General features: G+C 61.0%; 13 protein-coding genes. 10 read left to right on the forward strand and 3 right to left on the reverse strand.

What is annotated here, in order from left to right:
- Positions 1 to 25 precede the first annotated feature (25 nt).
- The 7 genes from F9929_RS13645 to F9929_RS13675 all read left to right on the forward strand — a co-directional run bounded on the left by F9929_RS13645 (position 26) and on the right by F9929_RS13675 (position 5,836).
- Positions 26 to 778 carry a hypothetical protein gene (locus tag F9929_RS13645; RefSeq protein WP_152047142.1) on the forward strand — a complete coding sequence of 251 codons (753 nt, stop codon included), beginning with the start codon at positions 26 to 28 and terminating at the stop codon, positions 776 to 778.
- A gap of 70 nt (positions 779 to 848) precedes the next feature.
- Positions 849 to 1,061, forward strand: coding sequence for a helix-turn-helix transcriptional regulator (locus F9929_RS13650; RefSeq protein ID WP_152047143.1), 213 nt, complete (start codon positions 849 to 851; stop codon positions 1,059 to 1,061).
- 14 nt (positions 1,062 to 1,075) lie between these two features.
- On the forward strand, positions 1,076 to 1,867 hold the full coding sequence (locus F9929_RS13655) for a hypothetical protein (protein ID WP_152047144.1): 792 nt from the start codon (positions 1,076 to 1,078) through the stop codon (positions 1,865 to 1,867).
- A gap of 128 nt (positions 1,868 to 1,995) precedes the next feature.
- Positions 1,996 to 3,669 (forward strand): DUF927 domain-containing protein, encoded by a 1,674-nt coding sequence (locus tag F9929_RS13660; protein WP_152047145.1) that lies wholly within the window; start codon positions 1,996 to 1,998, stop codon positions 3,667 to 3,669.
- 71 nt (positions 3,670 to 3,740) lie between these two features.
- Positions 3,741 to 4,295 carry a hypothetical protein gene (locus tag F9929_RS13665; RefSeq protein ID WP_152047146.1) on the forward strand — a complete coding sequence of 185 codons (555 nt, stop codon included), beginning with the start codon at positions 3,741 to 3,743 and terminating at the stop codon, positions 4,293 to 4,295.
- Positions 4,296 to 4,689: 394 nt separating this feature from the next.
- A complete protein-coding gene (locus F9929_RS13670) occupies positions 4,690 to 5,451 on the forward strand; it encodes a hypothetical protein (protein ID WP_152047147.1) in 762 nt (253 codons plus the stop codon).
- A 10-nt stretch (positions 5,452 to 5,461) separates the two neighbouring features.
- Positions 5,462 to 5,836 carry a DUF3768 domain-containing protein gene (locus tag F9929_RS13675; protein ID WP_152047148.1) on the forward strand — a complete coding sequence of 125 codons (375 nt, stop codon included), beginning with the start codon at positions 5,462 to 5,464 and terminating at the stop codon, positions 5,834 to 5,836.
- Positions 5,837 to 5,882: 46 nt separating this feature from the next.
- Here F9929_RS13675 and F9929_RS13680 read toward each other — a convergent pair whose 3' ends face one another.
- Entirely contained in the window at positions 5,883 to 6,176 is a 294-nt protein-coding gene (locus tag F9929_RS13680) for a helix-turn-helix domain-containing protein (RefSeq protein WP_152047149.1), read from the reverse strand.
- 126 nt (positions 6,177 to 6,302) lie between these two features.
- On the opposite strand from F9929_RS13680, the gene F9929_RS13685 reads away from it, so the two are divergent.
- The 3 genes from F9929_RS13685 (at position 6,303) to F9929_RS13695 (ending at position 9,170) form a co-directional block, all read left to right on the forward strand.
- Positions 6,303 to 7,871 (forward strand): hypothetical protein, encoded by a 1,569-nt coding sequence (locus F9929_RS13685; RefSeq protein ID WP_152047150.1) that lies wholly within the window; start codon positions 6,303 to 6,305, stop codon positions 7,869 to 7,871.
- A 65-nt stretch (positions 7,872 to 7,936) separates the two neighbouring features.
- Complete coding sequence (locus tag F9929_RS13690; RefSeq protein WP_152047151.1) at positions 7,937 to 8,482, forward strand: hypothetical protein; 546 nt, start codon at positions 7,937 to 7,939, stop codon at positions 8,480 to 8,482.
- A gap of 82 nt (positions 8,483 to 8,564) precedes the next feature.
- Complete coding sequence (locus tag F9929_RS13695) at positions 8,565 to 9,170, forward strand: DUF805 domain-containing protein (RefSeq protein ID WP_152047352.1); 606 nt, start codon at positions 8,565 to 8,567, stop codon at positions 9,168 to 9,170.
- Between the two features lie 781 nt (positions 9,171 to 9,951).
- Here F9929_RS13695 and F9929_RS13700 read toward each other — a convergent pair.
- Positions 9,952 to 11,181: a CDP-glycerol glycerophosphotransferase family protein gene (locus tag F9929_RS13700; protein ID WP_152047152.1), complete on the reverse strand. Its 1,230-nt coding sequence runs from the start codon at positions 11,179 to 11,181 to the stop codon at positions 9,952 to 9,954.
- Complete coding sequence (locus tag F9929_RS24705) at positions 11,178 to 11,876, reverse strand: adenylyltransferase/cytidyltransferase family protein (RefSeq protein ID WP_152047153.1); 699 nt, start codon at positions 11,874 to 11,876, stop codon at positions 11,178 to 11,180. Before F9929_RS24705 ends, F9929_RS13700 begins: the two co-directional genes overlap by 4 nt.
- Between the last annotated feature and the right edge of the window lie 36 nt (positions 11,877 to 11,912).

Below are 11,912 nucleotides of genomic sequence, written 5' to 3' on the forward strand. Positions count from 1 at the left end.
TCACAATATTGCGGAGACAAGAACGGTGAAGAAACCAAAGCCAAGGCGTAAATCTGCCCTAAACGATCATCATCCGCATCAAGGTATCGGACTACTGCCTTCGAACAATGATTTTGCGTGTCTTCAAAAAATATATGAAGTGCTTCCGGTGTTCTTGGATGGTTGTAGAAAAGAGGATGGCCTCGCCGCTGCTGTGGAATCATTGCACGAACAAAAAGAAGGGATGCTTCTCGTTGTTCGCCATTACAATGCTGACAAGGCAGACGATGATCGATTTACATTCCCTCAAATGAAGGGGGAGGTCCGTCGTCTCAAGAAGAAAATGGAGGATGTCCATGAAAAAATGTCAGGTTTGCCTAAGCAGGTTCGGAGCGCACTAAACGCAGAAATGCGAAAGGTCCTAAAACTTAATCGCGATCAGTTAGACCATATACAAGTGGTTAATGAATATTTTGAGACACTCCGGGCTGCCTGTGACGAAATATTAGATGCAGATGGTAGTAAGAGGCCCCGAACCTGCGTTGTGAATGCTTGTCGTCGTCTTTGGGATATGTGGGAAACGGCCTGCGGTCGCAGATTTATTCGGACTTGGACATCTGCTTCAGGCCGACCAAAAGCGGCAGAGGAGCAGTTTGATAACGCTGATGCAGGGTTCGTGCATGCTGTCTTAACAGCCATCGATCCTGAAATTCGACTTTCGCAAGTTCGGGATGGTTTGAAGCAGGTGGCAAAGGCCCGAGGAAGGTCAAAATCGCTGGAAAAAGAGATGCGATTTTGATCTAAGAAATTGTAGACCATAGGGAATTAGTGGATTTTATACGTGCTTCTTCGCAAATCGAGGAAGTCCGATGAACTACAGCAATGACCTGCCTGCCACTGGCTTCGTGACCCCTAGCTGGGTGAAACGCCGGTACCAGATTTCCAACTCAACCATGTATCTCTGGGTGGCTCAGGGGCGTTTGCCGCCCCTCTACCGCATTGGTCCGCGCGCGGTGCGCTTTCGCGCCGAGGATCTTCGCAGCTTCGAGGAGAAGCTCGCAACGCGCGAGGTGGCTGGGTAACGGCGGTCCTCGCGATGTCCGCCGATCCTCAACTCGAAGCGACGATGGCACGGAAGTGGCTGATCGGCCATTTGCGTGCCAGCGATTTGCCCGAAGCAACGGTGCTCGCTCTGATCTTGGAGCGCTGCGCGGCAACGAAACCGTGCCGCAGCCCGGCTTGTGCGGCTTGCGGTCTTGCCTTCCAGGCGGCGGCCGTCTCCATCGTCGAACGCTTCATTCGCGAACCGGCCCGTTCCATTCGCGGCCGTATGCATGCGTCGACTATCGTCCCGGGAACGCATTTCGTCGCTCCTGATGCCCTGACCGTCGAAGCGATCTCGGGTGTCGGGGCTGAGATCGCGAACGCATTCGAACGCTGCGATCTTCCCCCAGCCATCATCGGCCTCGAAACATCCTTCAACGAGGATAAGACCGGGGCGAGCGATCCTCACTGGTGCCCCCACGGGCACAGTCTGGGGCAGGACTGGCTTTCCGACGCAACGGTGCGGGCGCTGCGTGAGGCGTTCCCGAAGTCTCACCACGTTCAGCGTCCTGTTCGTGTCGATCTCCTCGACGATGACGAGCGTGCGCGTCGCTATCCCTTCAAGTCCGAACGCTCTCGTCGCGTTACCGAATGGTCGGAGTCTGACGGTCGCAATCGCCATCGCGTAACTCGCCACCGGCCGATGCGACCCGATCAAGCGACGCGCTTGGCGCTGGTCGAACACCAATTCGGGTTTCACCGCCGGCTGGTTTTCCACGGGATCGATGAAGACGCTGCCTGCCGGGACCTTAAGGGCCTCGGGTGGCCTCGCGACGGTCCGTAGAGGCCTGACGACGACAACGGGCAACTGCACTTGGCAGCCCCAATGAAGGCCCCACCCCCTCACTTAAAACCCCGTGCATCCCGTGCATCCCGTGCGGAAAGCGCACCCATTTTAAATCAGGACCAACGATGACCGACGATACCATCAAGAAGAAGAGCATCCTCCACGATGAGCGCGAGAGAGTATGGATTAACGTTTTCGAAGGCCCCGGGATCGAGGGGCAACCCGTCATCTTCGAGTTGCCGCGTGAAGATCGTGAGGTCACCGCGGTCAGCCGCGCCGCCTTGCGCAACGGCGTTTCGGAAGCCGCGCTCAGCAACCTCGAACTTCTGAGGCAGGCGATCAACGCCGAAGCTCCCATCGTGCACCGCGCTGCCCATACCGGCTGGCGCGCCAACAAGCGCATGTTTGTTTCCCACCGGCATGTCGCTGGCATTTCGGACAACGGCACCGTCATCCCCCCGGTCTGTCAGATGATCGGCGGTCAGGATCAGATGAACTCCTGCGGAACGTTGCCGGGTTGGCAAAAGGTCGCAAAGGTCGCGAAGTACTCGACGACGTTCACCGTCGCACTCTGCGCTGCCTTCGCCGCTCCGCTTCTCGACCTCGTCGAGCGCGGCAACTTCGCCCTGATGCTCTATGGGCCGAGCCGATGCGGAAAGTCGTCGGCGCAACTCCTCGCTGCGTCCGCCCTTGGCTTCGGCCGGGAAGAAGATTTGCCGGGACTCGGCGCGACCAAGGCCGGCCTGCTCGCCGCCTGCCTGGAGTTCCATGGCCATATGCTGCCGATCAACGAGGTCGGGACTGCCGATGGGCCAAAGCGCGAAATCTACGTCGCCCTACGAAACTCGACCTATCAGGTCATGAGCGGTCAGGACGTTATTCGTCATCCGTCCTGGCCCGGTGCGACGAGCGGCGCACCAACGAAGTTTCGCGTCATCTGTCTCCTGTCGTCGGAGAAGTCCCCAGGCGAATGGGCGGATCGCAACGGTGAAACGCGTGATCCCGGCGAAGAAGCACGTTTGATCGGACTTCCGGTTTTGATCGGATCGGCGACCTCGATCTTCGATAAGCTTCCGTCGGGTTTGGAAGGGGAGGCGCTCTCCGAGTGGAGGACTCGGCAGTTCGCTCGCCTGCGCGATCGTCTGCCGCGCCATCGCGGCGTGGCGTTCCAGCATTATCTCGACTGGCTACTTCGCGATGTCGAAGCCCGAACAGCGCGCGCGAAGCAAGTGATCGAGGCCTTCGAGCGGTCAATGGCGTTGCCCGATCAGTCGGAGGTTGCGCGTGACATCATCGCCAAGTTCGGTGTGCTCGCCGCCGGCGGCATTCTGGCGGTCGAGGCAGGGGTCGTTCCGCTCCGGGAGAAGACGATCCTCCGTGCCGTTCGGCGCGCCTGCCGGGCGGCGGTCACCGATCTATCGAACCCAGACGCTCAGCTACAAACCGACTTGAGTTCTCTGCGAGAACGGCTGGACGGCGGAAGCCTGCTCGATGCGGATAATCTTTCGAAGAAAGGGGAGCGTTTGATTGGCCGCGCCGATGGCTTCTATCGCCAGCGCGGCGACGGTCGGCAGTTCGTCATCCGCGCACAGATATTTATGACTTGGTTTACAGGTCCGTCGCGTGGTCGCCAACTGCTGGAATGGCTCGCGAATGCCGGCTTTCTCGAGCACAACCGCGAGCCAAAAGGCTCACGACGCTCGAACGAATGGGCTCAAACCCAGACCGTATGGCCGGACGACACTCGGCCTCGCTCGATTTGCATCTTCCTGCCGAATGGCCTTGCGGACCTTGAGTAAAAGGGAATGAGGCAATCGGAATATCGCCGGCCAGTATCAAATGAACATTAGGAAGGTATCGGAGTGTGATCATGAAAATCGACGAGAACAACCAAACGAACGGCACTGAGGATATGAATCTGTCCAATTACATCGACAACGAACGTGTCCTTCTTTCCTGGGTAATTGACCAGATTCCTTTGTATGGGGTCGTAGTAAAGGTTACGACTGAACTGAAAAGAAAAATCGAAGAGTTCCTCGAGGTGTGCCGAACTAAGCGAAAATTCCGAAAAATTCTGACTAAGGAATATATCGAGCGCCAAATGGAGCGCCCCGAGGAAGAACGGCCCGAAGTATGCAGTGGCATCCTGATCGAGTTCTTGGAGGATCTCGCCGAGGTTAAGTCGGAGCGCTGGCCGGATCGAACTTTCGACATCGAGGACTTGCTTTTTGTGTTCGCAAGTGGCGTGGGCCGGGCTCTTCCGGTCCCGATAGAGTTAGTCATCATCCATCATGGGATCATGGTTCGGAACGATTTGAACAGGAATGAGGAGTGGCCGCTGAAGCCTGTCATCAATGTCTGGTTGGCAATTCGTTTGGAGCAGATGAAGCGGTTCGACCGCTATGAGGCGTGGATAACGGCCTGATCCAGGACCGATATGTAACTTTGGAAGGTGCGAGCCGATGACAATGGAATGCAGAGCGTGCAGCGGTGTGCTCTGCATTCCGCATCATTGATCTCCAAATACCAACAATAAGAGATAAGGTAGATATCCTTCCGGCAATGGACACTATGCTTATGAGCCGATTTGCGGAAGTTGATAATACATGATAACATTGTATTGTGGGCCAGACTTCGGTGAATAAATCATTTGATAGTCCTGTAACGGGTCGAAACGTACTATGACTTCGCTCGAAGTTGCACATCGTACTGAACCGCATCGACGGCAACGCCCGCAACGACCACCCCGCATCTCACTCGCTGACCATCCGAACCAAGGGCCCTACGGGGTCCTTCGTCGTTTCTGGAGCACGCTTTCCATGACCATGCCCAACATGACCCCTGCCGGCCGCCTCGCCGACATCATGCCCCTCGCCGTCCTGGGAACGCCGCCGCGCGGCGAGGCTCGGGTGCCAAGGCCCGATGCCGTTGCGGCGATGAAAGCTGGGGCTGATGCCGCCGATGCCGTGCCGGCCCTGATCGTGCTCGGCCGCGACGACTCCGACCGACCGCACGCTTCCTGGTTCACAGCCGACGAGGCAGAGCTTGCCGCGAAGGCGGCCGGGCTGATGGAGATGGCGGCCTTGCCCGTCGAAGGCGATGCGCTCGCTGCCCTTGCGGCGAAACTGCCGCACGGCCGGGTGTTTGCCAGCGGCAAGGCCTTCGTGCCCTTCGTACGTGCTGCGACCTTCGACGATCTCGTGCGACACCTGTCGGCAGGCGTCACCGGACCAAGCCGCAGCCGAAAGGAAAGCGAGCCGGCAAGGGCGGCGGCGAAGGGGGGCCGTAAGCGCGAGGCGGCTGTGAATGAAGCAGCGAAGTCGGAAGCCGGGGAGGGGCCGGCCATCGAGCCCGGCGCGACCGAAGCCTATGCACTGCCCGGCGACTGGCCGGAGATCGCGCCCGGCTGCCTCGTGCTGGCGTCCGAAGGCGGCTCGGACGGATGGTACGAGTCGGTGGTCTTGGAAGAGAAGGCCGAGAACGAGTTCGTGCTGCAATGGCGCGACTGGCCGGACCTCCCGACATTTACACGCCGGCTCGACCAGCTCGGCCTCCTGCACCCGACCTACGTCGCCGGCTGAGGGGGTGACCATGCCGCCCCTGACGCCGCTCGCCGGTCCCGCCCAGACCCGCCGTTCCGAGGCGGGTCTCAGCCCCACGGCCGCCCTGAACGATGCCTTCCGCCGGACTTTTACCGGCGGACAGGTGATGCTGACGGCGGGCGTTGCCGCGCTCGATCCCGCCGAACGCTTGGCCGTGCTCGATGCGGTGCGCAGCTTCGATGCCTTCAACAGCGGTTGCGATCCCTACGGAGAACACGACTTCGGCGCGTTCGAGTGCGCTGGGGTCAAATACTTCTGGAAGATCGATGCCTACGACCGCGACTACGCCTATGCCTCGCCCGATCCGGCCGACCCAGCGCTGACGGCGCGAGTTCTTACGATCATGCTCGCAAATGAATACTGAGGCGTTCGGAACGGCGCTGGCGGGCCGCTACCGGCTTGTCAGCGCCTCACACGGCTGGCGGCTTGACCGTTGGCGTATCGGCCTTCCGCTTGCGACCGGGCGGCAGGGCAGGGGGCCTGGGGGCGTTCGGCTCGGGTTCGACGAAGAGACGGGCGACCGGCACGCCGAGCACCTTGGCAAAGGCTTCGAGGGTGGCGAGCGTGACGTTCTCGCTGCCCCGTTCGACGCGGCCGACATAGGCCCGGTCGATGCCGGACGCCAGCGCCAGCCGTTCCTGCGACAGGCCGCAGGCGACGCGCAGCTCGCGCAAATTCCAACCGAGGATGTCTCTCGCGTTCATGCATGCGGGAGAGAAGCCGACGAGCGGCGAAGGAATCGACGGACTGAAGATCCTGTATTATACGAGACGCAACCAGGGGGCGCGCCGAGCCATCGCGCTGTGCCCTATCGCCAAACCGAGGCCGGCATGAAACGCGGAACGATCATCGCCGTCATGGCGTCATTAGCATGGACCATCCCGACAGCGGCCGAACCCACAACCGTCCCGGTCGGCGACTGGCTGGTGATGACGGTGCGCGATTGGCCGCCGGCCAACCGCCCCGCCTGTACGGTCTTCCATCGCTCAAAGTCGCTGAGCGTGTTCGCCGCCGTCGAGAAAAACGGCGCGACCTATGTCGGCGTGACCGCGCCTACGGCGAAGCTGACGCCCGCTATGTTCCTCGACGGATCGGCCTCGCTCTGGTTCGACGGCAACGAGGCTGTGGTCGTGAACGCATGGCCGTTCGACAAGCTCGGCGCGGTGATCGTCAGCGGGAGGCAGGCCGCCGATGGGACAGACACCATCATGACCAAGCTCAGCCAAGCGTCGCGCATCACCCTTCGCGCGCCGGGTTTTGAGGCGAGCGTCAGCCCGAAGGACACAAAGCGTGCCGTCGAACTCACGCAACAATGTGCCGCTTTGCTGCCCTACACCGAAGAAGCAGTTGCGCAGTCAACGCCCAGTGCCGGCTCGCTCGTTGGGTCCTGGCAGGTCGGCCCGCAAACCGATCCCGAGATCGCCGGTAGTTGCGTCATGGAACAGGCCGCTGATGCCAGACGATCGATCTTTGCTGTGATCGACGACGAGGGGATTGTTCAAGTCGGCCTGCGCAATCGCGACCGCTTTCCCTTGACCCCGAGCGACGACCCCAACATTCAGTTCGTTTTCGATAAAGTGCCTTCGACATGGCACTGGTCGCGTCTGGTCACGCCCGAGGTCGTGTTGACCGATACGCCCTATCAGTCGGCCGAGCCGGGTCAGCTCGAACGGGAACTGCGGGCGGCCAACCGGATCGAGGTTCGCGCCAAGAGTTATGCGGCGACGCTGACGGCGTCTGCGACCGGGGAGGCCCTGGACGCGCTGCGACGTTGCGACAGTGATACCGATACCGACGAAGGCGACGAGTTCATCATCGCCGAGCCCCCGCCGACGTCTCCGCCAGCCGCTTCGCAGGGCACGGCGGCGCAGGCTGCACCTTCGGGAAGCGGCAGCGAAGCCGACCGGTTGGGTCAGGCGATGGGGGCGATGGCCGGCCGGTCGCCGACCTTCGCGCAGTATCGCTGCGCGTTCAGCGTCAGCCAGTTCACCGGCATTCTGCCGATCAACGGCAAGGACGATCACGGCACGCTGACGCTCAGCATTGCCGAGGACGGGTCCGGCGAGATGAACGGCGGGCGTTTCCAACCGGTCTATGCCGATGGCAGCGTCGCCAACGGCGACCTGCGCTCGGTCGCCTACCGGGTCAGCGACATCACGGCGGCGACAAACCGTTCGCCCGAACATGCTGCCCCGCCGCTTCTGTACATGACGGAAAGCGAGATGGCCGCCTATCGCTTCGGCATGAAGTACATGCAGGGGCTCGGCCAGCAGATGATGGCAGGCCGGCAGCGCTACATGACGGTGTCGCTTGCCGACGATGTCGTGCGCTTTCTCGACCTGACGCCGCAGAACCAAGCCGCCAACATTGCGACGCTCGAATGCTTCCGGACGCAGTGACGGGGGTGAGGGGCGTGCGGGCAGTGGCCATCCGGCGAGGGCTGCGAACGGGTCGTGGGCTCGCGATGGCCCTCGCGACTATGGTCGTGACACTGATGATGCCGTTCGGACCGGCGACCGTCGCAGCCGCCGCGACGCAGACCCCGCCCGTGACGATCACGCTCGGGGCTTGGACGATCACCAGCTTGCCCGAAGGAGGGTTGTTCCGCTGCCTGATGGTGCAGGGCGCGCCAGCGACCGGGGCGATGTTCGTCGGGGTGGACGAGAAAGGCGCGGTGCTCGTCGGCTTCGATCACCCGCCACGACCCGAACCGGGACGGGAATGGCCGAGCCTCGCCATCGTGATCGACGGCGCTCCGGTTCGATTGACCGTGCCGCGCGCCCGATCCGTCAGCGAAACGGCTGTGGTCTACCTCGGACTTTACGATGCTCCGTCACCGCGCGGCGGCGGTCGGCATTTGAAGCGTGGCCAGCGGCTCGACTTTCGCGAGGGCGCGTTCGCCAAAAGCTTCGATCTCGGCGGCTTTGCCGAGGGCGTCGCGTCCCTCAGGACCTGCGACCGCATCGAGCGCGGGCGCGACAAGCTCGGGCGCATCGCGCGTCCCGGCTGATCCGAAACCATCCAACCATCATCGACAACCCAAGTTCTCGGCCGCAAGGAGGCCTACGCCCGTGCATCACTACGCCAACGCCATGCGAAACTATGCGACCTTCCGGGGGCGTGCCTCGCGGGCCGAGTTCTGGGTTTATACCCTTATCGTCATCATCCTGGCGGTCGTGGTCTCGGTGATCGATCAGGGCATGGTTCATCCTTTAAGCCCAATGTCGGGCGTCCTGCTGGGCCTGTTCACGCTCGTGCACATTTTGCCGAGCATCGCCGTTCAGGTTCGCCGCCTTCACGATATCGACCGCACGGGTTGGTGGATGCTGCTGAACGTCACCGGCATCGGCGCCATCGTGACGCTGATCTTCGTCATGCTCGGCGGCACGCAAGGGCCGAACCGCTTTGGTCCGATGCCGCAGGGTTCGAACGCTGATGGTTATGCGACCGCAAACAGCGGGGGCGGCTATGGGGCATACGCCGACCCGGCCTTTGCCGCGCCCCAGGCAGCCCTCCGCGTCGATCACACTCACGTCGGCAGGCAAGGCAGCCCGAATGCGCCAAACGCCGCTTTATCCACTTCGCAAGGCCAGCACGACACCATCGCCGATATCGAACGCCTCGCCAAGCTGCGCGACAGCGACAGCATCACCGATGCCGAGTTCGAGGCGATGAAACGGCAACTCTTAGAGCGTTAACTGGTGTTGATAGCTTGAGTGGGCCGATAGCCGACCGGCAGCTTTGGGGCGGTACAACCAAGAAGCTGCCGTGCCGCTGTCGACCCATTGCAGAGACTCCGCTCGTGGCGATCGATATCCAGAATCGGTCGTTCACCTGTCAACTTTCGAGCATGCCTTGGATCCAGTTGGACAAGATCATCATGTTGAAGGGCTTGGTGACGACCTACATGTCGGGATCGGGATATCCGTCGCTGAGCACGGCGTTTTCGGCGTGTCCCCTGATGAACATGACCTTGAGATTCGGCCGCAATTCGCGAGCGGCATCCGCGACCCGCCTCCAGTTCGTTCCGTTGGGCGTGCCAGCAGATCGGCATACGCGTACACATGCAGGGAATCCCCCTTGCCGCGCCCGCTTGGTCCCTTCGGAGCCGAGCCTCGAATAGAACTTATATCCGCGACCGAACGGCGCCCGCGACGGTCTCCGCCTGGCCGCCACCGCGCAGAAGCCGAAGGAAGGCGGCTTGACTCCATGCCGCCGAGCAGCCGATCCCGGTAACATGACCGCCAATCCCGCTGGACCATCGGCGTTTCGCCGCGAGATCGCCTTTCGGAAGTTCCTACGCCAGAACATCCTCATGCTTCCGCCGAACGCTGTCAGCTGGACCGCCAATCATTTTCGACGAGTCGTCGACCTGCATCGGACAGATCGTGAAAAAATCACCTCTTGCGACCGGCAAAAGACAATCGAGAAAAGGAGCATGCGGATCGCGAATGACCGTGCATGCGATATGTAGGTGTTTCAGCGTCCGGGGGCTGGATACGGACGATTTGCAGAAAATGGCGCCAAGCCCGGCTGCTCCTGCGGATCGAGGTTCTCGAAAAACGCGACGATCCTCGGCGACGAGATACCGGCATTGTCGTCCCAAAACTCTCGCCGTGTCCGCGCGCAGGCCGAGACATTGTCGATCGAAGCGCCGCATCCTGTCGCAACGATCCGGCAGAGGGAGTCGAAGTCATCAGCACGCTCACCTTCAATCAGTTCGTAGGGAACGTGGAAGCTTCGATCGGCCCCTTCGTACCGGGCCTTATCGAACGGATACAGAATAAGGCCGGCTGGTTTGGCGAACAGAAAATCGGCGAAGGTCGAAGAGTAATCCGTGATGAGAAAATCGATGGAATGGAGAACGCCGTAGAGATCGACATCCTCGGGCCAGACGCGGACGCGATCGAGTCCATGGACCAACTGCTGCAGGTGGTCGCCGTCCTGTCCAAGTCTGAGCGTCTTCGGATGGAGTTTGACATAGAGCGTTGCTCCCCTCTCCCGCAGGATCGCGTCGAGGCGAGGCAGGTCCGGCAGCGCTTCGCGCAGGAACGGCCTGTTCCCCGCCCGTAACGTCGGCACGTAAAGGTAGGTGAGGTCGCGAAACGGATCGGGATTCGATTGTCCGTCAAGGTCTGCCAACTTGTCTTTGAGCATTGGGTCGAAAGCCGCATCGAGACGCGGCGTTCCAAGGATCGGACAGTTCTCCAACGGCAGACTGAACGAATTGGCGAAACGCTCGGCATGGCGGCGCGAGGACGCCACAAGGAAGTTCGGCCGGAAGATACTGTCGACGTAAAGCGCTCCACTGTTCTTCTCGCGGTGAATGCCAATATTCTTGATGCCGACGCCATGCCAAAGCGAAACCAGGAAGCTGCGGCTCGATCGAAACGGTATCTTCTTTCCGTAATCGTTGACGAAATGGAAGCCAGCCCTCGCCACGAGTTCGATGGCCTTGCCCGACGGGAAAGTCTCCGCCGCCAAGCCATGCCGTCGCAGTCGCCTCGTGGTTTGCCGCGACGAACTCAGCCAGACCGCTCGAATGTCGGGTCTGTGCAAGCTCAACCACAGGAACAGGTATTTGGTATTGCCTTCGAATGCGCCGTGGAACAGCCAAAGGTCGCGACGTGAGGGCAACCGGCCGCTGAGACGGAAAGGCAGAAGCTTGGCGTAGACTTTGGCTGCTTTCGGAAGATCGCGCAGTTTCAAGCCGCGGTCTCGATCTCACGGATGATCGCCGTAGTGCTGACGCCGCGATAATAGGGAACGAGCTTCAAGCGAACGCCGAGTATCTTCAGCTGTTCGGCGGTCAGTTGGATTTGACCGAGATAGCGCTCGGCCGTCCAATCGTCGCCATGCACGACGATGTCGACATCGTGCTTTTCGATCAGGGACGCCACAGAAAAGGCGTCCGTGATCTCCGCATGATCCACGTAGCGGACCGCGGCGACGATTGCCAAGCGATCTTCGGCGGCAATCACCGGCATACGTTTGTAACGGGCGACCTTCGAGTCCGAATTCACGGCGACCACGAGTCGATCGCCTAACGAACGAGCGGTCTTCAGAAACTCCACATGCCCACGGTGGAAGAGATCGAATGCGCCGAGAACGAGGACGGTTATCTGGGTCAGTGAAGTGCTCTCGCGACGATTTTGTGACAGCGCCCTCCAACATGGGACAAGACCGCTCCGTTCCGCAAGCCGATTCTGCTTAGCTGCGGAACGCGCGAGGCTGCACCCGGCGATGGACGGGACGAACGAGGTGCATCCCGGCCGCCCGACCGGACGCGCGCGAGCGTATCCAGCGTGATCGGATAGGACGCCGGCAAACCGGGCCCGTCGGCCTTCATCGTTTCGAGGTGCGACATCGCTTGGAACGGCTTTCGCGCCGAGGGCCGTCGGCATTTCGAGACCGATGCGGCTTGCCGGCTTTCCCGAACC

The sequence above is a fragment of the Aureimonas psammosilenae genome (genome assembly GCF_009176975.1).
Classification (GTDB): domain Bacteria; phylum Pseudomonadota; class Alphaproteobacteria; order Rhizobiales; family Rhizobiaceae; genus Plantimonas; species Plantimonas psammosilenae.

What these genes read in the sequence shown, in the direction of transcription:
- F9929_RS13650 (WP_152047143.1), top strand. Translation starts at nt 849, where the DNA reads ATGAACTACAGCAATGACCTGCCTGCCACTGGCTTCGTGACCCCTAGC.
- F9929_RS13655 (WP_152047144.1), top strand. Translation starts at nt 1,076, where the DNA reads ATGTCCGCCGATCCTCAACTCGAAGCGACGATGGCACGGAAGTGGCTG.
- F9929_RS13660 (WP_152047145.1), top strand. Translation starts at nt 1,996, where the DNA reads ATGACCGACGATACCATCAAGAAGAAGAGCATCCTCCACGATGAGCGC.
- F9929_RS13665 (WP_152047146.1), top strand. Translation starts at nt 3,741, where the DNA reads ATGAAAATCGACGAGAACAACCAAACGAACGGCACTGAGGATATGAAT.
- F9929_RS13670 (WP_152047147.1), top strand. Translation starts at nt 4,690, where the DNA reads ATGACCATGCCCAACATGACCCCTGCCGGCCGCCTCGCCGACATCATG.
- F9929_RS13675 (WP_152047148.1), top strand. Translation starts at nt 5,462, where the DNA reads ATGCCGCCCCTGACGCCGCTCGCCGGTCCCGCCCAGACCCGCCGTTCC.
- F9929_RS13680 (WP_152047149.1), bottom strand. Translation starts at nt 6,176, where the DNA reads ATGAACGCGAGAGACATCCTCGGTTGGAATTTGCGCGAGCTGCGCGTC.
- F9929_RS13685 (WP_152047150.1), top strand. Translation starts at nt 6,303, where the DNA reads ATGAAACGCGGAACGATCATCGCCGTCATGGCGTCATTAGCATGGACC.
- F9929_RS13690 (WP_152047151.1), top strand. Translation starts at nt 7,937, where the DNA reads ATGGCCCTCGCGACTATGGTCGTGACACTGATGATGCCGTTCGGACCG.
- F9929_RS13695 (WP_152047352.1), top strand. Translation starts at nt 8,565, where the DNA reads ATGCGAAACTATGCGACCTTCCGGGGGCGTGCCTCGCGGGCCGAGTTC.
- F9929_RS24705 (WP_152047153.1), bottom strand. Translation starts at nt 11,876, where the DNA reads ATGCCGACGGCCCTCGGCGCGAAAGCCGTTCCAAGCGATGTCGCACCT.